The following is a 23,409-nucleotide window of genomic DNA, read 5'->3' on the forward strand; positions in this document are numbered from 1 at the left end:
CCTGCCCAGTGAATGTGTTTCAGAATGTGCTCATTCCGCAGCACGCGCCGAAAGTGTGTACGCCGCAGGTTGGCGGTAGGAGCGTGGAGGGGCTTGAATGGGCAGTACGCCGTGGTTTCTGGAGAGCGTGGCCGCCGATGGATCGCGCGTCACGCATCGCATCGACCGGTTGCCGTTCAGCGTGGGTCGCGATGCCGGCAATGACCTGACCATCGAGGCGCAGGGGCTGTCTCGACGGCATGCCGAACTGCAGGCCGACGAGGCGGGCGGCCTGCTGGTGGTCGACCTGGGCAGCACCAACGGCACTTTCGTGAACCACGAGCGCCTGGTGGGCCCGCGGCAGCTGGCACCGAACGACATCATCCATTTCTGCACCGCCGAGTTCCGCCTGACCCACGACGAGACGCTTGCTGCGGCCACCGTGGCGGGCCCGCTGCCCATGCGCACGATGGTGGTCTCACCGGGCATGAACCCCCTCAGCCAGAACTTCGTGCGCCTGGAGGCGCAGTTCCTGGAGTTCCTGGCCGGCCGAGGCCTGACAGCAGCGGCGCAACCCATCGTCGACGCGCGCACGGGCGGGCTGTTCGCCTACGAGCTACTGGGCCGCTGCACGCACCCTGAGCTGCCCGGCTCGCCGATGCACCTGTTCCGGATGGCCGCCACGCTGCGGCGCGAGGCCGAGTTGAGCGAAGCGTTCCGCTCCCATGGCGTAGCGGCGCTGGCACCCAAGGCGCAGGGGATGCGCGTCTTCGTCAACGCCCATCCGAGCGAGACCTTCTCGGAAGAGTTCTTCCAGGCCCTGCAGGGGCTGCTGGCCCTGCCCACGCGGCCACAGCTGGTGGTGGAGGTGCACGAAAGCGCGGTGGTCGAAGTCGACCGCATGCGCGAGCTGGCCGAGCGCCTGAACGGCATCGGCGTGGAGTTCGCCTACGACGACTTCGGCGCCGGCCAGGCAAGGCTGAACGAGCTGGCCGAGGTGCCGGCGCACTTCGTCAAGTTCGACATGGGCATCGTGCGCAACCTGCATGAGGCCAGCGAGCGCAAGCAACGCATGGTGCGCGACCTGGTGCGCATGGTGCTGGAGCTGGGCTCGGTGCCCTTGGCCGAAGGCGTCGAACAGGAGGCCGAGGCCCAGGTCTGCCGTGAGATGGGCTTTCGCCTGATCCAGGGCTATCTGACCGGCAGGCCGATCATGGTGGACACGCTGTAGCGGCTCCCCGGCAGAACCGGGGAGCGGCGTTTCTCAAACGTCCAGGCCCAGCTCCTGGATCTTGCGTGTGATGGTATTGCGGCCGATGCCGAGCTTCTGGGCGGCCTCGATGCGGCGGCCGCGCGTGATGTCCAGCGCCGTCAGGATGAGCTGTGCCTCGAACTTCTTCGTCAGCGCATCCCACACGTCAGGTTCACCCGCCAGCAGCCTTGCGCGCGCATCGGCAGCCATGTCGGCCAGCCAACCTTCGCCGCTGCTGGTGCTGGCCGGCGCGGCGGCCGGCAGGGGCGCAGCGGCACTGGACTGCGCAGCCGGCACGCTTGTCATGGCCGTCGTGGAAGGCGCCGGGACATAGCCGGGCTGTACCTCGTCCGGCAGGTCCTTGGGCTCGACGGTCTGGCTGGGCGCCATGACGCTGAGCCAGTGACAGATGTTCTCCAGCTGGCGCACATTGCCAGGGAAGTCGAAATTGGTCAGCACGACGAGGGCGGCGTCAGACAGGCGCTTGGCCTCGACACCCAGCTCGGTCGCACTGCGCTGCAGGAAATGACGGGCCAGCGAGGGCACGTCCTCGCGGCGCTCGCGCAGCGGCGGCAGGCGCAGGCGGATGACGTTGAGGCGGTGGAACAGGTCCTCGCGGAACACGCCCTGGCGAACACGGTCTTCCAGGTTCTGGTGTGTGGCGGCGATGACGCGCACATTGCTGCGCATCGGGCTGTGGCCACCGACGCGGTAGAACTGGCCGTCGGACAGCACACGCAACAGGCGCGTCTGCAGCTCGAAGGGCATGTCGCCGATTTCGTCGAGGAAGAGCGTGCCGCCGTCGGCCTGCTCGAAGCGGCCGCGCCGCGAGGCCTGGGCACCGGTGAAGGCGCCGCGCTCGTGGCCGAAGAGCTCGCTTTCCAGCAGGTCCTTCGGGATGGCCGCGGTGTTGATGGCAACGAAGGGACCCTCGCCACGCGGGCTGTGCTTGTGCAGCGCGCGGGCGACCAGTTCCTTGCCCGAGCCGCTCTCGCCCGTGATCATCACGGTGACGTTGCTCTGCGACAGGCGCCCGATGGCGCGGAAGACGTCCTGCATGGCCGGCGCCTGGCCCAGCATCTCGGGCACCTGCGCGGCGGCCTCCTGCTCGCCGGCCTCGCGCTGGCTCTCTTCCTGGGCGCGGCGGATCAGCTCCACGGCGCGCGGCAGGTCGAAGGGCTTGGGCAGGTATTCAAACGCACCGCCCTGGAAGGCCGATACGGCACTGTCCAGGTCGGAGTAGGCCGTCATGATGATGACGGGCAGCGCCGGCAGCCGCGCCTTGACCTTGGCCAGCAGTTCCAGGCCCGAGCCGCCGGGCATGCGGATGTCAGACACCAGCACTTGCGGACTGTCGTCGTCGAGAGCGGCGAGCATGTCGCGCGCATTGCTGAAGCTGCGCACCGGCAGCCCCTCGCGGGCCAGGGCCTTCTCGAGCACGAAGCGGATCGAGTGGTCGTCGTCAACAACCCAGATGGATTTCATGCGGTTCCTCAGCCCATCCTGTCGGCTTGTGGCGTCAAGGCAAGGGCAGCGTGATTCGGAAATTCGTCAGGCCCGGCTCGCTTTCGCAATCGATCATGCCCTGATGTTGCTGGGCGATCGTCTGCGCAAGCGTGAGTCCGAGTCCCGAGCCGCCCTCCCGCCCTGAGACCAGGGGAAAGAAGATGCGATCCCGGATCTCGGCGGGGACGCCGGGACCGTTGTCCTCAATATGCAATTCCAATGCCAAGCGCCAGCGCTGCTTGCCGATGGTCACCTGCCGGGCCACCCGCGTGCGCAAAACGATCTGGGCGTCGCCGGCCGCGATGCGCGAACCCAGCACCTGCGCGGCGTTCTGCACGATGTTCAACACCATCTGGATCAACTGCTCGCGGTCGCCGCGGAAGTCCGGCAGCGAGGTGTCGTAGTCGCGGTGAATGACCAGGCCCTTGGGATGCTCGATGAGCACCAGCGCGCGCACCCGCTCGCAGATCTCGTGGATGTTGGCATCACCGACGACCTGGGCGCGGCGATGCGGGGCCAGCAGGCGGTCGACCAGGCTTTGCAGGCGGTCCACCTCATGCACGATGACCTGGGTGTATTCGGTCAGCTCGGGATTGCCGTCCTGCAGTTCCAGCGCCAGCAGTTGCGCTGCACCGCGGATGCCCCCCAGCGGGTTCTTGATCTCGTGGGCGAGGTTGCGGGTCAGCTCCTTGGTGGCCTGGACCTGGTCGAGGCTGCGCTCGTCACGGTCCTGGCGCGCCTGCTGGGCAATCTCGATGAGCTCCACCAGCACGCGCGGCACGTCGTCGTCGCCCGCATCCATCTGCGACACGATGACATGCACGGGCAGCCCATCTTCGTGGGCCCAGGAGCCGCGGCGCAGCAAGGCGTCGAAGCGGCTGCTGGAGTAATGGTTGGCAGCAACGCCGGCCAGGGTCTCGGTGAGGCGCTGGGCGTCATCGAACCAGTCGGGTAACTGGGCCTTCTGCACGCTGCGGCGCGACAGCCGCATGACGTTCTCGAAGGCGGCATTGGCGAACAGGCATTCGCCCTCCGCGCTGGTGACAACGACCATGGTCGCCAGCAAGTCCAGGCCGGCAAATTCCGCCGGCAGCAAAAAGGTATCGGTCATGGAGCGCCGGAGGCGCTCTGCGCCTCAGGGAAGTTTGGCGATTTCGCGCTTGAGCGCCTGGATGTCGGACTCGTGGCGCGCGATGCTGTCCTTGAGCTCGGCCATGCGGTCGAGGTACTTCTGGTAGTTGCGCTCGTCGCCGCGGCGCTCACCCTGGCCGTTGTTGAACTCGCGCTGCGCGGCCGCGAGGCGTTCTTCCGCCTGGCGCAGCTCGGTCTGCAGCACGCGGCGGCGCTCGTCGTCGCGCACGCGCTGCTGGCCGGCGTCGATGCGGCTTTCAGCACCGCGCGGCCCCTCGGCCACCGGTGCCGCCGAAGCGCTGGCGCGCGGCCTGGGTGCCTGCAAGACGGTGATCGGCGTGCCTTCGATCGTGCGGCAGCCCTTCTCGTTGGCTTCCTTCGCGCTCAAGGCATCGGTGTAGAGCACCGGCGGCCCGGGGCAGCGATAGACCGTGCCCTGGGCTTGCGCGCCCAGGCTGGCCAGGACGAACAACGGAGCCAGCAATCGATTCAGCATGGCGGGATTGTGGCTCAGCGTCGGCAACAAAAAAGGGGCCGCACCAGCGGCCCCCTTCCACGGGGATGACACAGGCAGCGCGCGTGCTGCCCATGGCCATCACAGCGCGTAGTACATGTCGAACTCGACCGGATGCGTGGCCATGCGGAAGCGCGTCACTTCCTGCATCTTCAGCTCGATGTAGGCATCGATGTAGCTGTCGGTGAACACGCCACCCTTGGTCAGGAAGGAGCGGCCCTTGTCCAGGTAGTCCAGCGCCTGGTCGAGGCTGTGGCAGACGGTCGGGATCTTCGCGTCTTCCTCGGGCGGCAGGTGGTACAGGTCCTTGGTGGCGGCTTCGCCCGGATGGATCTTGTTCTCCACGCCGTCCAGGCCGGCCATCAGCAGCGCGCTGAAGGCCAGGTAGGGGTTGGCGGAAGGATCCGGGAAGCGCGCTTCGATGCGGCGGCCCTTGGGGTTGGCGACGTAGGGGATGCGGATCGAGGCCGAGCGGTTCTTGGCCGAGTAGGCCAGCTTGACCGGGGCTTCGAAGCCGGGCACCAGACGCTTGTACGAGTTCGTACCGGGGTTGGTGATGGCGTTCAGCGCGCGGGCGTGCTTGATGATGCCGCCGATGTAGTACAGCGCGAATTCGCTCAGGCCGGCGTAACCGTCACCGGCGAACAGGTTCTTGCCGTCCTTCCAGACGGACTGGTGAACGTGCATGCCGCTGCCGTTGTCGCCCACCAGGGGCTTGGGCATGAAGGTCGCGGTCTTGCCATAGGCATGGGCGACGTTCTGGATGATGTACTTCTGCAGCTGCAGCCAGTCGGCGCGCTGCACCAGCGAGCTGAACTTGGTGCCGATTTCCATCTGGCCCGCGTTCGCCACTTCGTGGTGATGCACCTCGACCGGAATGCCCATCTGCTCGAGGATCAGGCACATCTCCGAGCGCATGTCCTGGCCGCTGTCGACCGGGGGCACGGGGAAGTAGCCGCCCTTGACGGTGGGACGGTAGCCGGAGTTGCCGTGCTCGTATTCCTTGGAGGAGTTCCAGGCGCCTTCCTCGGACTCGATCTTGAAGAACGAGCCGGACATTTCATTGCCCCAGCGCACGCTGTCGAAGATGAAGAACTCGGGTTCCGGGCCGAAATAAGCCGTGTCGCCCAGGCCGGAAGCCTTGAGGTAAGCCTCGGCGCGCTTGGCCAGCGAACGCGGGTCGCGCTCATAGGCCTTGCCGTCGGCGGGGTCGACGACGTCGCAGGACAGGATCAGCGTCGGCTCTTCGAAGAAGGGGTCGATGTTGGCAGTGTTCGGATCGGGCATGAGCAGCATGTCCGAGGCTTCGATGCCCTTCCAGCCGGCGATCGAGGAGCCGTCGAAGGCATGGCCCGAAATGAACTTGTCTTCGTCGAAATGGGAGACCGGCACGGAGACGTGCTGCTCCTTGCCACGGGTATCGGTGAAGCGGAAGTCAACGAACTTGACTTCGTTTTCCTTGACGATGTTCATCACATCGGCGACGGTCTTGGCCATCAATAGCTCCTAGCGGGATCTGGACAGGGGTGGAATGCCGCCACCGACGCACACGCGCCAGCGGCCACGGGGGGATTTAAAGCAGGTTGCATGCCAGATGCACCGACATGGGTTGCTGCCCGGCATCGCCGGGGATTATGTGGCGGGGCCCGTGACAGCGCGAGAACTATCGCACCAGCTCGGTGCTGATGGTTGCACCAAACTGGATCACGCCCCGCTTCAGGGCGTCATAGGCGACGTCGAGGCTTTGCGCCTCCCCCTTCACTCCCAACTCGATACAGCGTCCCCATTGCGGATGGTCGACGCTCGGCAGGCTGAAGACCTTGATGCCGGCGAACTCGGCCTCGATGGCCTCCATCAGCGGCGTCAGGCTGGCCTCCATCGCGCCCTGCACGATCAGCGAGCGCTCGATGACGCCGGCCTGGCGATGCAATTGCGGGAAGCGGTCCAGCACCCAGGCCATCATCGGATGCGCCATGACCGGAAAACCCGGCACGAAGTGGACGTTGCCCACGAAGAAGCCGGGGATCTTGTTGAAGGGGTTGGGCACGATGCCGGCGCCTTCCGGGAAGACGCCCATCTCCAACCGGCGCAGCGTGTCGGGCTCGTCGGCCGTCACCGTCTTGCCCTGTTCGGCCGCCATCTGCTGGATGCGCTGCCAGATCAGCTCGCGCGCCTCGGGGTGCAGGGCCAGCGGCCGGCCTAGCGCCGCTGCGGCGGACTGGCGGGTGTGATCGTCGGGCGTCGCGCCAATGCCGCCACAGCTGACGATGAGATCACCGCTCGCAAAAGCCTCGCGCAGCTTGCCGACAAGCTGCTCACGGTCATCGCCCAGGTATTGCGCCCAGGCGAGCTGCATGCCGCGCTGCCCCAGCAACTCGATGAACTTGGCCAGGTGCGAGTCCTGGCGTTTGCCCGAGAGGATCTCGTCGCCAATGATGATGAGACCCACTTGCATAGCTTCAGCTTTCGATGAGGACGGCAGATTCAGCCACCGGCTCCGCCGCCCGCCGCGCCTGCAGGGCGCCCAGCGCGTAATGGGTGAACCAGGCGGTCGAGAAGGCGAAGACCAAGGTGTACAGCCAGATCGCCAGCAGCACGACGAAGGGCGCAAAGATGACGGCGGCCACACCGGAAACGGCCCAGATCAGTGACGGCACTGCGCCGAGATAACCGCAGACCACGCCCATGGCCAGCATCGGGATGCGGTGCTCCTTCAGCAATGCGCGGCGCTCCTCGGCGGAGGCATGGTCCGCCAGCACGTCGAAGCCGAAGACACGGTAGGTCAGCCAGCCCCAGATCAACGGCGGCAGCACCATGACGAGGGGCGGGATCAGCCACAGCGGCATGGACAGCAGGATGAGCACCAGCGCGATGACGGTGGCGCCCAGCGAGGCCGCGACGCTCTGCATCAGCGTGCCGCCGCGCTTCTTCTCCAGCAGCGGGAAGCGGCGCTGGGCGACGAGGCGGACGATGGCCGGCGTCATCAGCAGCGCGACCAGCAGCAGGCTCATCAGAATGACGACCGGCAGCACGCCAGCCAGCACGACGATGGCCGCCAACGCGCTGCGGAAGGCCTGCAGACCCCAGCTGTCCAGCCACTGCAGCAGGCTCTCGATGAGGCGCCAGCTCTCCAGCGTCGCGCGCACTGCGGCAATGGCGCCCTCCCAGAAGAAGAACATGAAGCCGAACACCAGCACGCCACAGATGAGCAGCGGCAGCAACGACAGCCCGATAACGCGCGGATGCAGGCAGTAGGCGGCGGCGCGCCAGAAGGAGTCGACGAGGCTTTGCATCAAGCGGCTTTCCTGAACGAGCGGAACAGGCGGGTCAGACCCAGCCATTGCTGGTGCCAGAAGCCGGCGCCGTAGTCGCGGCCACCTTCCTCGGGCAACTGGTCGCGCACACCGGTGGCGTCGAAGCGATTCTCGAAGTTGGCGGTGCGGAACAGCAGGTCCCATAGCGGCAGCAGGACGCCGAAGTTGTGGCCGCCCAGCGTGCCGCGGCCACCGGATTCGTGGCCGATGCCGATGCTGTGGTGTAGGCGGTGGAAGCGTGGGCTGATCAAGAGGCGCTCGCCGATGCGCCCAAAGCTGATGCGCGCGTTCGCATGCTGCAGGCTCTCGTGCAGCTGGGTGATGACGGTGATGGCGACGAACTGCCCCGGCTCCACACCGATGAGGCGGGCCAGCAGGGCCAGCGCCGTGCCGAGCAGCACGTCGTCCAGCAGGTGATTGCGGTTATCGCTCCACATCGTCATCTGGCGTTGGCTGTGGTGCAGGCTGTGCAGGGCCCACCACCAGTTGAACTGGTGCTGGGCGCGGTGCAGCCAGTAGCCGACGAAGTCGAAGACGGCGAGGTAGAGCAGCAGGCTGACCCAGGCGACATCGGTAACGCCGGGCCAGATGCCGTCGAGCTGCCAGGTCGGCAGGCCCGCCATGCGCAGCTCGCCAGCGATGCCGTCCCACAGCGGCTCGATGCTGAAGAAGATCAACAGGCGAACGAGGCCGAGGCGGTGGATCAGCGTGTAGATGACGTCGGTGCGCACGGCCGCGTGGTCAGTCACCGGCTCGACCGGCCAGCGCCGCTCCAGGATGCCGATGCCCAAAACGATGACGACGATCTGGATCAGCCCCAGTAGCAGCCAGCCGGTCGCATCGAAGGCGTCCTCCAGCAGGTTGCCAAAGCCCAGTCCGAACACGACCGGCTGCACGACGGACTCGTAGAGCCACAGCTGCAGGCTGTCGAAGGCGTTGGCGATCCAGTCGATCACGGCTTGCGGGCGTAGGTTTTGGGTTCGATCTTCAGGGCGACCTTGGTGTCGGCGGCCTTGAACAGTGGGGCGTAGCGGGGATGCTCGCGCAGCAGTGCAAAGCATAGGCCCCGCTGCTCCAATCCCGTCATCAGCGGCTCCAGCACGGCCGGCGCCCAGGGGTCCTGGCGTTCCCAGATGCCAAGGTGGGCGAGCAGGATGTCACCGGGCTTGATGTCGCGCAGCGCCTTGTCCAGCAGCTGCGCGTTGGGGTGGCTCTGGCTGGGCAGTTCATCGCCCAGGAAGCCCGCGCTGCTCCAGCCCACATGGGTGAAGCCGCAGGCCTTGGCGGTATTCAGCAGGGCCTTGGACGAGCGTCCCGCCGGCGCGCGGAAGATGGGGCCCAGCGACTTGCCCGTCATGGCCGTGAAGCGCTCGCCGACCTTCTTCAGGCTCTCGCAATACTGCTCGGGCGTGACCTCGTGAACGACAGGCGGGTTGACGCCGGCCTGCGTCTTCACCTTGAAGCGCACCACCTTGCCGTCGGCATCCAGCACGTCTTCCATGAAGATGTCGTGGTCCCAGGTGTGGGCGCCGAAGTCATGGCCCTCGGCTGCACGCTCGCGCCACCAGGGCGCCCAGGTGTCGTCCAGCGTCGTGCCGCCGGTCAGCGTCGGTTCGCTGGCGAGGAAGAAGGTCGCTTTCGCGTTGTGCTTCTTCAGCGTCTCGGCGATCAGCGGCGCAACACCCATGTGGCCGGTGTCGAAGGTGAGGTAGACCGGCTTGTCGCAAGACGGTTGCGCGGTGGCCGCAGTGACCACCAGCGCCAGGGCCCAGGCTTTCATAGACGAGGTTGGTGATCCAGCGTCCAGATGCCGTGCGGCGACTTGCCCACCTTGACCTGCCTGACGACCTTGCGCGTGGCGGTGTCGATCTGCGTGAGCTTGCCGGCCCAGCGCGAGGTGACGAGCAGCGTCTTGCCATCGGTCAGCAGCTCCATGTCGTCGGGACCTGCCGGCGCCGGATATTGGTCGACGACGGTCAGCGTCGTCAGGTCGATCTTGCTGATGGTGTTGGCGGCGCGGTTGCTGACCAGCACATGGCGCTTGTCGCCCCAGGCACGGAAGGAATGGGCCCCTGCGCCGGTAAGGATGCGCTTGGCAAGCTTGGGCGCGCCGGCGCCGCTGACGTCCCAGACCTCGACGAACTTGTCGCCGGTCAGGCCGACGAGGACGAAGCGGTCGTCCGGCGTCAGGTAGATGTCGGCCGGCATCTTGCCGACGGCCTGCTTCCACTTGATGGTCTGCGTCGCCAGGTCGATGGCCAGCAGCTCGTCGCTGTCCTGCAGACTGGCGTAGAGCGTCGTGCTCTTGGTGTCGATGTTGAGGTGACTCGGCGTCTTCGGCGCCGGGATGCGCTTGACCAACTGCAGCGGCTCGGCCGCAACGCTGCCCTGCCAGCGGTAGAGGTCGACGCGGTCCAGTCGATTGGACGCCGTGACGAGCCACTTCATGTCCGGCGAAAAGCGCAGGTGATAGGGGTCGGGAATGCCACGCACCACACGCTGGACCTCGGCCGTGCGCGGATCGATGAAGGTCAGCGAATCGGCCAGCGCATTGGCGACGATGAGGGACTTCTCGTCGGGCGACAGGTAGAGGTGGTGGGGCTCCTTGCCGGTCGGGATGCGCTTGATGACGGTGAAGCTGGCCGGGTCGACGACGGAGATGTCGGCGTCCAGCGAGTTCAGCACGAAGACCGGGGGGCGGCCATTGGCCTGGGCATTGCCCTGGGCATTGGCCTGGGCCAGGCCGGCCAGGACCATCAGGAGCGCGAACGCGCTGCGACGAAACATTCCAGGAGTCCTTAAAAGCAAAAAGGGCGGCAGCCGCCGCCCTCCACAACGCGCCAGTTTACCGGGGCGCTTACTCGTCATCGCCGCCGAGGATGCTTCCCAGCAGCCCACCGCCGGCAAAACCACCGAGAACCGAGCCCTCTTCCTTGTGGCCGCCCATCTGCGGCGCCGCCGCAAAGATGCGCGAAGCCAGGCGCGAGAAAGGCAGGCTCTGCAGCCAGACCTCGCCCGGGCCGGTCAGCTTGGCCAGGAACAGGCCCTCACCGCCGAACAGCGCCGTCTTGATCTTGCCGACGTACTGGATCTCGAAATTGACGTTGGGCGTATAGGCGACGACGCAGCCCGTGTCCACCAGCAGGGTCTGGCCCGGCTGCAGGCTGCGCCGGACGATGGTGCCGCCGGCGTGCACGAAGGCCAGGCCGTCGCCCTCCAGGCGCTCCATGATGAAGCCCTCGCCGCCGAAGAAGCCGGCGGACAGCTTCTGCTGGAAGGCGATGCCCAGGGACACGCCACGCGCCGCGCACAGGAAGGCGTCCTTCTGGCAAATCAGCGTGCCGCCCAGCGCCGACAGATCCATGGGGATGATCTTGCCCGGATAGGGCGCCGCGAAAGCCACGCGCTGCTTGCCGGCGCCGTTGTTGGTGTAAATGGTCGTGAACAGCGACTCGCCCGTCAGCAGCCTTTTTCCCGCGCCCAGCAGCTTGCCGAGGAAGCCGCCCTGGTTGGCCGAGCCGTCGCCGAAGACGGCGTCCATGCCAATGGCGGAGTCCATGAAGAACATCGAGCCCGCCTCGCCGATGGCCGCCTCGCCGGGATCGAGCTCGATCTCGACGAACTGCATCTCGGCACCCTTGATCTCATAGTCGACAACATCCATGGCCATGTGGCTCTCCCGGCGATAAAAAAACGGCCTGGATGATAGGGCGACATGCGGGTGTCGGTGCCGTGCGGCGGCGTCAGGGATTTCGGGCCCGGCAAGCCGTTGCCGTGGCGCCGGATGACGGGCCGCCAATTTGTGTCCCTGTGCATCGGCCAGCGCCGCAAGGAAGCATCGAGATACATGAACGCCTTGCGCGCCCGCCCGATGCCCCAGACTGCAGCCGATGACACTACAGATCGATGACCTCCAGCCCGAGTTGACGGCGGAGCAGGCCTTGACCGGCTGGCGCAGGGAGTTCTGCGTCGAATTGCGGGGCGAAGGCCAGGCGCGAATCTTCCTGAGGGTGCTCGAGTCACCTTCGTTGAAGGCCACCGAGTTGCGCCGCGCGGTGCTGTTTCACAGGGTCGGCGCGGGATTCGCCGATCTGGCGGGCTGCGTCGCGGCGGCGCGTGAGCCGCTGGAGCGGCTCGCCCTCACCGCAGTCCGCCAGCAACCCAGCGCGGACAACCTCTTCGCCGCTGTCACCTACGACCGCCGCGCCTGGGAAGCAGCCGTGGACGCAGTGGACCACTGGCAGCGACGCCGGATCCCGGTCAAGCCATCGCTGTCCTGAACCTCGCCGCCGCCTCGCGCAGCTGACCGGCACGGTCTTCCAGCATCGACGCCGAAGCCGCCGTCTCCTCGACGAGGGCGGCGTTCTGCTGCGTCGTCGAATCCACCTCGCGAATGGCAGCCGCGAGCTGGCGGACCTGGTCGGCCTGGGAGGAAGACTGGCTGCTGATGTCGCCCACGATGGCGGCCACGCGGTGGATGGCCTGCACGATCTCTCCCATGGAGCCGCCGGCCTGGGCCACATAGGCCTCGCCCTGGTGGACGGTCTCGATGGAGGAGTTGATCAGCGCCTTGATCTCGCGCGCGGCTTCGGCCGAGCGCTGGGCCAGCGAGCGCACCTCGCTCGCCACAACCGCGAAGCCGCGGCCCTGCTCGCCCGCGCGGGCAGCCTCGACGGCGGCGTTCAGCGCCAGGATGTTGGTCTGGAAGGCGATGGAGTCGATGACCTGGATGATGTCGCCGATCTTGCGCGAGCTCGCGGTGATCTCCTCCATGGAGTTCACGGCACGCTGCACGATGGCGCCGCCACGTCCGGCCAGCTCGGCCGCGCCTTGCACCAGGTCATGAGCCTCGCGGGCACTGTTCATGTTGTGGTCGACGGTCTGTTCCAGCACGCCGGTGCTGGCACTGGTCTGCTCGACGACCGAAGCCATCGCATTGCCGCGCGCCGAGAGGTCCTGGTTGGCACCCGAGATCTGCGTGGCCGACGTGGAGATGTGTTCGGCGCCGGCGCGCACCTCGTGCACCAGGCCACTCAAGCGCAGCGTGGCCTCGCGCAAGGCATTCGTCGCCAGCACGACCTCGTCGCGGCCGGCCAGGGCGGGTGCCTCGCTGAGGTCGCCGGCGCCCAGGGCCTCGATGCGGCGGCCCAGCACGGCGCAGCTGCTGCGCGACGCCAGGTAATAGCTCACCAGCGCATAGGCGGCAATGGTGACAAAGCTGATGGCCAGGATCATGGCCGTCCACAGGTCGCGCGTCAGGCGCTGGACCCGCGCGGTGACGAGTTCGGCCAGCTTCGCCTCCGCGGTGCGCTCCAATTTGTCGCACGCGGCAATCTGCGCCGTGCCCAGCGCGAACCACTCGGCCGCATCGACCTTGGGCGGCTCGCCCAGCACAAAGCCCTGAGCGAACTTCTCGCGAAAGTCCTTGCGGATCCGGTCCACGAGCTGCACGTCCAGGCCTTTCACGGCCTCTGGATTGGCCGCCGCAACCCGGTTCAGTGCGGCGGTCAGGCGCGTCAGGTATTCCTCCGTCAGCGTATCGGCCTGGTACAGGCGCTGCAGCACGCCAGCGGGTGGCGAACCCATTTGAGCAGCGGCGGCGCCGAGGCCGCGCATGCGGCCGACGGCGTCCCGCAGCCGTGGCAAGGCATCGGTGACGCTCAGCATCAGGTAGTAGGTATCCGCGTCAGGGTCCAGGGCCAGGTTGGACTCGGACGAGGCCTGCTCGACGAGGGACTGCACCGCGTCGGTCAGCGCAAAGCTGGCCACGACGACCGGCTCGGGCTCGGCCGCACCGAGAGCGACCAGGGCCTTGGCCTTGGCGCGCGCAGCGGCCAGGCCTGAAGCGAGCTTGAGTGGGTCCTGGTCGGTTGCGATCTCGCGTTCCAGCGCCTGGGCCTGGGTCTCGAACTTGCCCAGGGCCTCTTCGCGCCTGGCCTCGGCGCCGGGCATCTTGGCGCTCACGCCGATGGAGGCCCCGCGCAGCACCATGGCCGCGTTCAGCAGCCCACTGACCTGGCGCACCTGGGCAACACCGACCAGTTCCTTGGCCGAGAAGTCACGGGCGTCCGAGCGATCGCCCGCCAGCGCCACCAGCAGGTAGACCAGCGGAATCGCAAAGCACAGGCAGACGATGAAGAACTTGTGCGCCATCGGCAGGCGGCGCATCAGGCTCACGGCGGGCAGAAAGACAAGGTTCATCCGGCTCTTCCCATTGCTAATGCGCCAGTTGCTTGGCACAGATGCCGGAATGTAGTCAGGCCGCCTTCCCGATTCAGGGGATAAGTTCACAACCGCAGGTCGTTGCGCGGGCAAGCGTGGAATTGTTGCCGTGTCGCCCCAATGAGGTGCAAGCAACAAAAAGCCGGCTGGCGCCGGCTTTGCAGATGGGAGCCGCCCGGCTCTCACCCCATGTGCATGCCGCCGTTGCAGGAGAAGTCAGCGCCGGTCGAGAAGCCCGAATCCCCGCTGGCCAGCCAGGCGACGATGGAACCGATCTCCTCGGGCGTACCCAGGCGCTTGACGGGAATCGTCGCCACGATCTTCTCCAGCACCTCGGGCTTGATCGCGCGGACCATGTCGGTGCCGATATAGCCAGGGCTGACGGTGTTGACCGTCACGCCCTTGGACGCCAGCTCCTGCGCCAGCGCCATCGTGAAGCCGTGCATGCCGGCCTTGGCGGCCGAGTAGTTGGTCTGGCCGGCCTGGCCCTTTTCGCCGTTGACCGAGCTGATCTGGATGATGCGGCCCCAGCCCTTTTCCACCATGCCCGGCACGACCTGCTTGGTCACGTTGAACATGCTGTTCAGGTTGGTGTCGATGACGGCATGCCAGTCGTCCGGCGTCATCTTCAGGAACATGCGGTCCTTGGTGATGCCGGCGTTGTTGACCAGCACGTCGATGGCGCCATGCTCACCGATGGCCTTGGAGAAAGCCTCAACGGTGGAGTCCCAGTCGGCCACGTTGCCGACGGAGGCGTAGAAGTCGTAGTCGAGCGCCTTCTGTTCATCGAGCCATTTCTTGAAGTCGCGGCTCGGACCGCAGCCGGCGATGACCTTGAAGCCTTCCTTGTGCAGGCGCTGGCAGATGGCGGTACCGATGCCGCCCATACCGCCCGTGACGTAGGCAACTTTCTTGCTCATGGATGTCTCCTGTTGTGATTGGGTGAGGGTATCAACGTTCGACGGTCAGGGCGACACCCATGCCGCCGCCGATGCACAGCGAGGCGATGCCCTTCTTGGCATCGCGCTTGACCATCTCGTGCAGCAGCGTGACGAGCACGCGGCAGCCGCTGGCGCCGATGGGGTGGCCCAGCGCAATCGCGCCGCCGTTGACGTTGACCTTGCTCATGTCCCAGCCCATCTCGTTGTGCACGGCACAGGCCTGGGCGGCGAAGGCTTCGTTGATTTCCAGCAAGTCGAGGTCGGCGGGCTTCCAGCCGGCGCGCTCCAGCGCCTTGCGGGCCGCGGGCACGGGGCCCATGCCCATCAGCGCAGGGTCCAGGCCGGCCGAGGCGTAGGAAGCAATGCGCGCCAGCGGCGTCAGGCCCAGGGCCGCGGCCTTGGCGGCCGTCATGACGACGACGCCGGCGGCGCCATCGTTCAGGCCCGAGGCATTGCCTGCGGTCACGCTGCCGGCCTTGTCGAAGGCGGGGCGCAGGCCAGCCAGGGCTTCGGCGTTGCTCTTGCGGTTAATGAACTCGTCGGCGGCGAAGACGATCGGATCACCCTTCTTCTGCGCGATGCTGAACGGCACGATTTCGTCCTTGAAGCGGCCCGCGTCCTGGGCCGCGGCGGCCTTCTGCTGGCTGCCCAGTGCGAGCGCATCCTGCTGCTCGCGCGTGATGCCGTACTTCTTGGCCACGTTCTCGGCCGTGATGCCCATGTGGTACTGGTTGTACACGTCCCACAGGCCGTCGACGATCATGGTGTCGACCATCTTCCAGTCGCCCATGCGCTGGCCATCGCGCGAGCCGTTGAGCACGTGGGGGCTCATGCTCATGCTCTCCTGGCCGCCGGCGATGATGATGTCGCTGTCGCCATCGCGGATGGCCTGAGCCGCCAGCATCACGGCCTTGAGGCCCGAGCCGCAGACCTTGTTGATCGTCATGGCCGGCACGACGTTGGGCAGGCCGGACTTGACGACGGACTGCCGTGCCGGGTTCTGGCCGACGCCGGCGGTCAGCACCTGGCCGAGGATGACCTCGTTGATCTGGTCGCCGGCCAGGCCGGTGCGGCGCAGCAGGTCCTGGATGACGGCAGCGCCCAGCTCGGTGGCGGGCGTCTTGGCGAGCGTGCCGCCGAACTTGCCGATGGCCGTGCGTGCGGCGGCGACGATGACGATGTCTTCTTTGCTCATGGATGTCTCCTTAAAAACGATCAGGCCTTGACCTTCACATAGCGACCGGGCGCGGGCTCGATCGCCTTGAACTTGCGGTTGCCCGGCTCTTTGGGCGCGGGCTTTTTGGCGCCGGCATGCAAGGCCAGCCAGGCGGACCAGTCCGGCCACCAGCTGCCGGGGTGTTCGGTGGCACTGGCCAACCAGGCCTCGGGGTCGGCCGGCAGGGCTGCTCCCTTGGCAATCCAGTGGCTGCGCTTGCCCTTGGCGGGCGGGTTGATGACGCCGGCGATATGACCCGACGCACCCAGCACGAAGCGCTTCTTGCCCTTGAGGATCTGGGTGCTGCGGTAGGCGCTGGTCCAAGGCACGATATGGTCCTCGCGCGAGCCGTAGATGTAGACCGGGGCCTCGATGGCGCCGATGTCCAGCTTCTCGCCGCAGACCGTCAGCTTGCCCGGCTGCTTCAACTCGTTTTGCAAGTAGGTGTGGCGCAGATACCAGCAGTACATCGGCCCGGGCAGATTGGTCGAGTCGCCGTTCCAGTACAGCAGGTCGAAGGGCGGCGGCTGCTCGCCCTTCAGGTAGTTGCCGACGACGTAGTTCCAGACCAGGTCGTTGGGGCGCAGGAAGCTGAAGGTCGTGGCCAGCTCCTGGCCGTGCAACAGTTGCGGGCCCTTGGGCGACTCGGGGCCCAGCGTCGCCTCGCGCAGCCTCACCATGGCCTCGTCGACAAAGATGTCGAGGATGCCGTTGTCGGCAAAGTCCAGCAGTGTGGTCAGCAGCGTCACGCTGGCGGCCGGCTGTTCGCCGCGCGCGGCCAGTACGCCCAGGGCCGTAGCGAGGATGGTGCCGCCGACGCAGAAGCCCAAGGTGTTGATCTTGTCCTGGCCCGAGATCTCCTGCGCGACGCGGATGGCTTCGATGGCGCCGGTCTCGATGTAGTCGTCCCAGCCCAGCTGCTTGATGGATTCATCCGGGTTGCGCCAACTGACGACGAAGACGCGATGGCCTTCGGAGACGGCGTAGCGGATCAGCGAGTTGTCCGGCTGCAGGTCCAGGATGTAGAACTTGTTGATGCAGGGCGGCACCAGCAGGAAGGGTCGCGTGTGCACTTCCTTCGTCAGCGGCGCGTATTCGATGAGCTGGAACAGCTCGTTCTCGAAAACGATGCTGCCGGCCGTGGTGGCCACGTTCTTGCCGACCTCGAAGGCGCTCTCGTCCGTCTGCGACACATGGCCGCGCTGCACGTCGCCCCACAGTTGCTGCAGGCCACGGGTCAGCGTCTCGCCCTGGCTGTCCAGCGCCAGCTTCTGCGCCTCGGGGTTCAGCGCCAGGTAATTGCTGGGCGACACGGCATCGACGAACTGCTGCACGGCGAAACGGATGCGCGCCTTGGTCTTGTCGTCCGCCTCGATGGCCGAGGCCATCCGGCCCAGCGTCTGGCTGTTGAGCAGGTAGAGCTGGGTCATGAAGCTGGCGGCCGGGTTGCTCCGCCATTCGGGCGCGGCGAAGCGGCGGTCGCCGATGGCCGGAGCCTCGCCCTGCCCCAGCGACGTGTTCCACAACGCCGTGGCCTGCTTCAGATAATCGGCCTGCAATTCGGCCAGTGCGGTGGGTGAGATCTGCGGCAGATGCGCCATCTGCTGCATCAGGTCCGCGAATACAGCCGGCCCCTCCATAGCGGGCGGGGCGTCGTTCTTCTTGCGTGTGGCCATGTCTTCCTCGGAGCTCCCGCGTCAGCGGTGTTGTCTCGATCCGTTGCAATAAGCTTGCCACATCTCGCAGACCCTGTTTGTACTCTTGCGCACTGACGCGCCAATGACACCCCCATCATGTACCTCGTTGCCATCGCGTGGGCCTACGTCGCGCTGATGATGGCGGCAGCAGAAGCGATCAGCCCTCAGGGCTCGCTGTTCGGTGCCTTCGTCACGCTGATGCTCTACGGCGTCCTTCCACTGGGCCTGCTGCTCTACATCCTCGGCACGCCCGGCCGCAAGCGTCGGCGGCGTGCTGCCGAGCTAGCCGCGCAAGGAGATGCAGGCGGCCATCCGGCCGCGGGGCCGGCCGACGGCCTCGCCCCGGAACGAGAAGAAAAGTGAATCATCGGTCAGCGTGCACCAGGTGCCGCCGCTGATTTGGGTGATATTGACCGAGATCAATCTTTCGCGAGCCAACAGGGGCAGATCAGCGCGCCAGCGAGGCTCGGGGTTGGGCCGGTAGACGAAGCCGGGCTGGTCGCACTCGATGGGCTCACGCCCAAAGGCGGCGACGACCTCTGGGCCCACCTCGAAGGCCGCGGGGCCGATGCAGGCGCCCAGCCAGGCTTTCACTTCATGCGGCTCGCAGTTCGCGGCGTCGCAAAGCTCGGCCACCGTGTTCTCCAGCACACCAGCCGCCAGGCCGCGCCAGCCGGCATGCGCGCCGGCCACACCGCCCGGCGCCGAGAACAGCACCGGCAGGCAGTCGGCGACCAGGATGGCCACGGCCAGCTCGGGGTCGGTCGACACGGCTGCATCAGCCTTGGGCGCGTTGTCATCGTGCCAGCCGGCACGCAGGCGCACGACGTCGGCGCCATGGACCTGATCGAGAAAGACCGGCCGCGCGCCGAGCACCTCGGCGAGTCCGATGCGGTTGGCCTTGGCCAGTTCGGGGTCGCCCGCCTTGCGTCCGAAGTTGGGACCGCGAGTGGTCATGAAGGCCGTCACGCCCGGCCAATCCGGGCGCAGCCAGTTCGGATCAGGCTGCATCGGGACAGACGCTGGGATGCGTATTGGCAAAGGCCGGCAGGGCCAGGCAGGCGGCGTTCACGCGCATGACGGTCGGGAAGTCGTCCAGCGGGCATTCGAAGCGCTGGGCGTTGTAGATCTGGGGCACGAGCAGGCAATCAGCAAGGCCCGGCGTGTCGCCAAAGCAGTATTCCCCCGCCGTGGCCGCCAGGCGCTGCTCGACGATGCTCAGGCCCGTCGCCACCCAATGGCGGTACCAGCGGTCGACGATCGCCTGCTCCTGACCGAGGTCGTTCTTCAAGTAGCGCAGCACGCGCAGGTTGTTGATCGGGTGGATGTCGCAACCGATGTCCTGGGCCAGCGCCCTCACCTGGGCCCGCGCGACGGCACCCTTGGGCAGCAAGGGCGGCTCGGGATGGGTCTCTTCCAGATACTCCAGGATGGCCATGGACTGGCTCAACCAGGGGCCGTCGTCCAGCACCAGCGCCGGCACCAGGTGGGAGACCTGCTGCTCAGCGAAGCTGCCAGCGAACTGCTCGTTCTTTGCGAGGTGGATGGCCGCGTAGTCGTAGTCCAGGCCCTTGATCGCCAGGCCGATGCGCACGCGCCACGAGGCGGAAGAGCGGAAGTAGTTGTAGAGCTTCATGGCTGTCATTCTGCTCGCCATAAACTGGGCCGCATGCCCTTTCCCAGCCCGCTCAGACACTGCCCGAACTGCGGCACCGCCGTGGAATACCGCATCCCCGACGACGACAACCGCGAACGCGCGGTCTGCCCGGGCTGTGGCGCCATCCACTACCAGAACCCGCTGAACGTGGTGGGCACGCTGCCGGTCTGGGAGGACGGCCGCGTGTTGCTGTGCCGGCGCGCCATCGAGCCGCGGCATGGCTTGTGGACGCTGCCGGCCGGCTTCATGGAGCTGAACGAGACCACCACCGAGGGCGCCCTGCGCGAGACCCAGGAGGAAGCCGGCGCCGACATCGAGATGGGGCCGCTGTACACGGTGCTCAACGTCGTGCGGGTGGGCCAGGTCCACCTTTTCTACCGCGCCCGGCTGCTTTCGCCCGAGTTCAACCCGGGGCCGGAGTCGCTGGAGGCCAGGCTCTTCAGCGAAGAAGAGATCCCCTGGGGCGAGATCGCCTTCAAGACGACACGCGAGACGCTGCGTTGCTTTTTCGAAGACCGCCGCCAGGGTGGCGGCTTTGCGCTGCACGACATCGACATTCCTTGATCTCACCCTCCGCGGCGCGCATCATCAACGGCGTCTCCAACGGAGGGATGAGCCATGACGACACGGCGCGTGTGGTGCAAGGCGGGGTTGGGCTGGATGGCGGGGCTGGGGCTGGCGCGGCCGGCCCACGCGACACCGCTGCGCGCGGTGGGCTCGCAGTTCGCGCGCATCTTCGAGGGCGCCGAGGGCCAGGCGCCCAAGGGCCTGGCGGTGGACCTGCTGGGCATGCTGTTTGGCGAGAACGTACGCTGCGAATGGCTGCCCTGGCCGCGCGCGCAGCTGATGCTGGAGCAGGGCGAGGCGGACATCCTCATCGGCCCCTACCGCACGCCGGAACGCGAGGCCCGCATGCTGTTCAGCGTGCGCTCCTTCTACTCGGACGCCATGGTCTGGTACGCCCGCCGCGGCGAGGAGGCGCGCTGGACGGGTGAGTTCGGCGAGCTGGCCCAGGCCCCCGTGGCCGCTGTGCGCGGCTGGGCCTACGGCAGCCGCTTCGAGCGCATGAAGACGGGCATGAACCAGTTGACCTGGGTGCAGAGCGTCGACGCCGGGTTGCAGATGCTGATGAAGCGGCGCATCGAGCTGTTCGCGGCGAACGACCGCAACTGCCAGCCAGTGCTGCAACGCCTGAGCCTGGCTGACGCCGTCGCGCGCTGCTCGCCACCGCTGGACGTGCTGCACGGGCACATGGCCTTTGCACGCAGCGCCGGCGGTGAGGCCCTGTCGCAACGCTACGACCAGGCCTTCGAACAGTGGTTGCGCACCGGCTCGGCCATCGAGCTGTACCGGCGCTGGGGCGTCGAGCGCCCGTCCACGCCCAGCTAGGGCCGTTCACGCGCGGCTTGATCCAGCGCAAGGCCACCGGCAGTGCGCCGGCCTACGCTGGACCTGACTTCAACAGGTCAGGAGGCCCCCATGGTCATCAATGTCGGATCGGTGGAACCCGCACTCCGCCTGCTTGTGGGCCACGGCCCGGTGTACCGGCTGCCGGGATACCGGCCATGAGCACGGACGAGCTTCGACTGCGCTTCTTCGGCGCAACCGGCACCGTGACCGGTTCCCGCTACCTCGTCGAATTCGCCGGCCGGCGATTGCTCGTCGACTGCGGCCTGTTCCAGGGCCTGAAGCAGCTGCGCTTGCGCAATTGGGCGCCCTTCCCGGTGCCGGCAGCGTCCATCGATGCTGTGGTGATGACACACGCCCACATCGACCACAGTGGCTTCCTGCCCCGCCTGGTGGCGGAGGGCTTTCGCGGCCCGATCCACGCGACGCCGGGCACCAGCGACCTGCTGTCCGTCCTGCTGCCGGATTCGGGCCGGCTGCAGGAGGAGGACGCTCGCTACGCCAACCGGCACGGCTTCAGCAAGCATTCACCGGCGCTGCCGCTGTACACCGAGGCCCAGGCCCTGCACAGCCTCAAGCAGGTGCGCCGTCACGCCTTCGGCCAGGTCTTTGAACCCGTTCCTGGCCTCATGGCGACATTCAGCCATGCCGGCCACATCATTGGCGCCGCCAGCGTTCACCTTGAAACGGGGACTGGCTCGATCACCTTCTCGGGCGACCTCGGCCGCAGCGACGACACCGTCATGCTGCCGCCGGCCACAGCACCCGCGGCCGACGTCGTTGTCATCGAGTCCACCTACGGCGATCGGCGGCACTCTCAAACGCCCAGCGCGGACCAGCTCTGCGACGTCATCTCGCGCACCGCCGCCCGCGGCGGCACGACGCTGATCCCGGCCTTCGCCGTCGGCCGGGCCCAGGCCATCCTGCACACCTTGCTGCGCCTGAAAGCCGCCGGGCGCATCGCCGACCTGCCCATCTACCTCAACAGCCCCATGGCCACGCAGGTCACGCGCCTGGTGCAGGTCCATGCCGATGAACACAGGCTGACCGAGCCTGAGCGCCGCGACCTCGTCGACAAGGTGCGCTACGTCCGCACGGAGGAGGAATCTCGTGCGCTGAACCGTCCCACCTATCCGAGCGTCATCGTCGCCGCCAGCGGCATGGCCACCGGCGGCCGCGTGCTGCACCACCTGGAAGCACTGGCGCCAGATCCCAGGAACAGCATCGTCTTCGTCGGCCATCAGGCCGCCGGCACGCGCGGCGCCACCCTGCTGGCCGGCGCCGACCGCATCCGCATGCACGGCCAGTGGGTGCCCGTGCGCGCCGAGGTGGCCGCCATCGACGGCATGTCCTCGCACGCCGACCAACCCCAGCTGCTGGCCTGGCTGCAAACGCTGCCGCACCCGCCCAGCCACGTCTACGTGACCCACGGCGAGCCCCAGGCCGCCGACGCGCTGCGCCAGGCTATCGAGGAAGGCCTGGGCTGGCCGGCCTCGGTACCCGAATACCTCGACGCCGTCCCGTCCAAGGAGTTGCCATGCCCATGATGAAAGCTGCGGTCGTCCGCGCTTACCGCGAGCCCCTCAGCCTGGAGGAAGTGGCCATCCCCGAAGTCCCCGCCGGGCAGGTCCTCGTGAAGGTGGCCGCCTGCGGCGTCTGCCATACCGATCTGCATGCCGCCGACGGCGACTGGCCGATCAAACCACCGCTGCCCTTCATTCCGGGCCACGAGGGCGTTGGCCATGTCGCCGCCGTCGGCGCGGGTGTGCGCGGCATCCGCGAAGGCGATCGCGTGGGCGTGCCCTGGCTGCACACCGCCTGCGGGCATTGCGAGCACTGCCTGACGGGGTGGGAGACGCTGTGCGATCACCAGCAGATGACTGGCTACACGGTCAACGGCAGCTTCGCCGAATACGTGCTGGCCGATCCGGCCTATGTGGGCCATCTGCCCGACGGCCTGTCCTTCGAATCCCTCGCGCCCATCCTGTGCGCCGGCGTGACGGTCTACAAGGGCCTGAAAGTGCTGGACGCCGGGCCGGGGCAATGGGTGGCCGTCGTCGGCGTCGGCGGCCTCGGGCACCTGGCCGTCCAGTACGCACGCGCGATGGGCTTTCACGTCGCAGCCGTGGACATCGATTCGGCCAAGCTGCAACTGGCCCAGCGGCTGGGCGCCGAGCTGTGCATCAACGCTGCCGATGAAGACCCGGCCGCCGCACTGCAGCGCGAACTGGGCGGTGTGCACGGCGCCCTCGTGACCGCCGTCTCGCGCCAGTCCTTCAGCCAGGCGCTGGGCATGCTGCGCAAGCGCGGCACCATGTCCATGGTCGGCCTGCCACCCGGCGACTTCGCGCTGCCGATCTTCGACGTCGTTCTCAATGCCAAGACCGTGCGCGGCTCCATCGTCGGCACGCGCCAGGACCTGAACGAAGCGCTGCAGTTCGCCGCGGACGGTGTCGTGCACGCCAGCACCACCATGCACCGGCTGGACGATATCAACCGCATCTTCGACGACCTGCGCACGGGGCGCATCGATGGCCGGGCCGTGTTGAGCTTTGCCTGACTTTCGCCTTCCC

Annotated in this window: 23 protein-coding genes; 7 read left to right on the forward strand and 16 right to left on the reverse strand. The window is 67.2% G+C overall.

Annotated features, from left to right (window positions below):
• Positions 1-97 precede the first annotated feature (97 nt).
• Positions 98-1,210 (forward strand): EAL domain-containing protein, encoded by a 1,113-nt coding sequence (locus tag AC1DW0_RS12455; protein WP_056198377.1) that lies wholly within the window; start codon positions 98-100, stop codon positions 1,208-1,210.
• A 33-nt stretch (positions 1,211-1,243) separates the two neighbouring features.
• Here AC1DW0_RS12455 and ntrC read toward each other — a convergent pair whose 3' ends face one another.
• From ntrC to AC1DW0_RS12505, 10 genes are all read right to left on the reverse strand, one after another.
• Positions 1,244-2,716: a nitrogen regulation protein NR(I) gene (ntrC, locus tag AC1DW0_RS12460; RefSeq protein WP_056198380.1), complete on the reverse strand. Its 1,473-nt coding sequence runs from the start codon at positions 2,714-2,716 to the stop codon at positions 1,244-1,246.
• 34 nt (positions 2,717-2,750) lie between these two features.
• On the reverse strand, positions 2,751-3,848 hold the full coding sequence (gene glnL / locus AC1DW0_RS12465) for a nitrogen regulation protein NR(II) (RefSeq protein ID WP_056198384.1): 1,098 nt from the start codon (positions 3,846-3,848) through the stop codon (positions 2,751-2,753).
• A 24-nt stretch (positions 3,849-3,872) separates the two neighbouring features.
• Positions 3,873-4,364, reverse strand: a complete 492-nt coding sequence (locus AC1DW0_RS12470; protein ID WP_056199659.1) for a hypothetical protein — start codon at positions 4,362-4,364, stop codon at positions 3,873-3,875.
• Positions 4,365-4,463: 99 nt separating this feature from the next.
• Positions 4,464-5,879 carry a type I glutamate--ammonia ligase gene (glnA, locus tag AC1DW0_RS12475; RefSeq protein WP_056198387.1) on the reverse strand — a complete coding sequence of 472 codons (1,416 nt, stop codon included), beginning with the start codon at positions 5,877-5,879 and terminating at the stop codon, positions 4,464-4,466.
• Between the two features lie 166 nt (positions 5,880-6,045).
• The gene (locus AC1DW0_RS12480; RefSeq protein WP_457349555.1) at positions 6,046-6,837 is read right to left on the reverse strand and encodes a competence/damage-inducible protein A; all 792 of its coding nucleotides are present in this window, start codon (positions 6,835-6,837) and stop codon (positions 6,046-6,048) included.
• A gap of 4 nt (positions 6,838-6,841) precedes the next feature.
• Positions 6,842-7,675 (reverse strand): EI24 domain-containing protein, encoded by an 834-nt coding sequence (locus AC1DW0_RS12485; protein ID WP_056198393.1) that lies wholly within the window; start codon positions 7,673-7,675, stop codon positions 6,842-6,844.
• Positions 7,675-8,652 (reverse strand): sterol desaturase family protein, encoded by a 978-nt coding sequence (locus AC1DW0_RS12490; RefSeq protein WP_477946137.1) that lies wholly within the window; start codon positions 8,650-8,652, stop codon positions 7,675-7,677. The genes AC1DW0_RS12485 and AC1DW0_RS12490 overlap by 1 nt, the downstream gene beginning before the upstream one ends.
• Complete coding sequence (locus AC1DW0_RS12495) at positions 8,649-9,476, reverse strand: polysaccharide deacetylase family protein (protein WP_457349553.1); 828 nt, start codon at positions 9,474-9,476, stop codon at positions 8,649-8,651. Before AC1DW0_RS12495 ends, AC1DW0_RS12490 begins: the two co-directional genes overlap by 4 nt.
• Positions 9,473-10,483: a YncE family protein gene (locus AC1DW0_RS12500; protein ID WP_477946139.1), complete on the reverse strand. Its 1,011-nt coding sequence runs from the start codon at positions 10,481-10,483 to the stop codon at positions 9,473-9,475. The genes AC1DW0_RS12495 and AC1DW0_RS12500 overlap by 4 nt, the downstream gene beginning before the upstream one ends.
• A 70-nt stretch (positions 10,484-10,553) precedes the next feature.
• Positions 10,554-11,366 carry a TIGR00266 family protein gene (locus tag AC1DW0_RS12505; protein WP_056198399.1) on the reverse strand — a complete coding sequence of 271 codons (813 nt, stop codon included), beginning with the start codon at positions 11,364-11,366 and terminating at the stop codon, positions 10,554-10,556.
• A gap of 220 nt (positions 11,367-11,586) precedes the next feature.
• On the opposite strand from AC1DW0_RS12505, the gene AC1DW0_RS12510 reads away from it, so the two are divergent.
• Positions 11,587-11,976 (forward strand): hypothetical protein, encoded by a 390-nt coding sequence (locus AC1DW0_RS12510; protein WP_477861247.1) that lies wholly within the window; start codon positions 11,587-11,589, stop codon positions 11,974-11,976.
• Here the strand turns inward: AC1DW0_RS12510 and AC1DW0_RS12515 are convergent.
• From AC1DW0_RS12515 to phaC, 4 genes are all read right to left on the reverse strand, one after another.
• A complete protein-coding gene (locus AC1DW0_RS12515; protein WP_477946141.1) occupies positions 11,957-13,897 on the reverse strand; it encodes a methyl-accepting chemotaxis protein in 1,941 nt (646 codons plus the stop codon). The genes AC1DW0_RS12510 and AC1DW0_RS12515 overlap by 20 nt on opposite strands.
• A gap of 203 nt (positions 13,898-14,100) precedes the next feature.
• On the reverse strand, positions 14,101-14,838 hold the full coding sequence (gene phbB / locus AC1DW0_RS12520) for an acetoacetyl-CoA reductase (RefSeq protein ID WP_056198408.1): 738 nt from the start codon (positions 14,836-14,838) through the stop codon (positions 14,101-14,103).
• A gap of 31 nt (positions 14,839-14,869) precedes the next feature.
• The gene (locus AC1DW0_RS12525) at positions 14,870-16,054 is read right to left on the reverse strand and encodes an acetyl-CoA C-acetyltransferase (protein ID WP_477946143.1); all 1,185 of its coding nucleotides are present in this window, start codon (positions 16,052-16,054) and stop codon (positions 14,870-14,872) included.
• A gap of 20 nt (positions 16,055-16,074) precedes the next feature.
• Positions 16,075-17,685, reverse strand: coding sequence for a class I poly(R)-hydroxyalkanoic acid synthase (phaC, locus tag AC1DW0_RS12530; RefSeq protein ID WP_457349924.1), 1,611 nt, complete (start codon positions 17,683-17,685; stop codon positions 16,075-16,077).
• 183 nt (positions 17,686-17,868) lie between these two features.
• On the opposite strand from phaC, the gene AC1DW0_RS12535 reads away from it, so the two are divergent.
• Positions 17,869-18,135: a hypothetical protein gene (locus AC1DW0_RS12535; RefSeq protein ID WP_082532718.1), complete on the forward strand. Its 267-nt coding sequence runs from the start codon at positions 17,869-17,871 to the stop codon at positions 18,133-18,135.
• On the opposite strand, the gene AC1DW0_RS12540 is transcribed toward AC1DW0_RS12535, so the two are convergent.
• Positions 18,055-18,729, reverse strand: a complete 675-nt coding sequence (locus AC1DW0_RS12540; protein ID WP_457349547.1) for a purine nucleoside phosphorylase YfiH/LACC1 family protein — start codon at positions 18,727-18,729, stop codon at positions 18,055-18,057. The two genes, AC1DW0_RS12535 and AC1DW0_RS12540, sit on opposite strands and share 81 nt — an antisense overlap.
• Positions 18,730-18,772: 43 nt before the next feature.
• Positions 18,773-19,408 carry a maleylacetoacetate isomerase gene (maiA, locus tag AC1DW0_RS12545; RefSeq protein WP_457443461.1) on the reverse strand — a complete coding sequence of 212 codons (636 nt, stop codon included), beginning with the start codon at positions 19,406-19,408 and terminating at the stop codon, positions 18,773-18,775.
• Between the two features lie 33 nt (positions 19,409-19,441).
• Here maiA and AC1DW0_RS12550 point away from each other — a divergent pair, with 33 nt between their 5' ends.
• The 4 genes from AC1DW0_RS12550 (at position 19,442) to adhP (ending at position 23,396) form a co-directional block, all read left to right on the forward strand.
• Positions 19,442-19,993 carry an NUDIX hydrolase gene (locus AC1DW0_RS12550; protein ID WP_056198418.1) on the forward strand — a complete coding sequence of 184 codons (552 nt, stop codon included), beginning with the start codon at positions 19,442-19,444 and terminating at the stop codon, positions 19,991-19,993.
• A gap of 54 nt (positions 19,994-20,047) precedes the next feature.
• The gene (locus tag AC1DW0_RS12555; protein ID WP_457322749.1) at positions 20,048-20,818 is read left to right on the forward strand and encodes a substrate-binding periplasmic protein; all 771 of its coding nucleotides are present in this window, start codon (positions 20,048-20,050) and stop codon (positions 20,816-20,818) included.
• 176 nt (positions 20,819-20,994) lie between these two features.
• Entirely contained in the window at positions 20,995-22,383 is a 1,389-nt protein-coding gene (locus AC1DW0_RS12560) for an MBL fold metallo-hydrolase RNA specificity domain-containing protein (protein ID WP_477946145.1), read from the forward strand.
• The gene (adhP, locus tag AC1DW0_RS12565) at positions 22,374-23,396 is read left to right on the forward strand and encodes an alcohol dehydrogenase AdhP (RefSeq protein WP_477946147.1); all 1,023 of its coding nucleotides are present in this window, start codon (positions 22,374-22,376) and stop codon (positions 23,394-23,396) included. Before AC1DW0_RS12560 ends, adhP begins: the two co-directional genes overlap by 10 nt.
• Positions 23,397-23,409 lie beyond the last annotated feature (13 nt).

It is taken from the genome of Roseateles sp. P4_D2 (genome assembly GCF_056401875.1).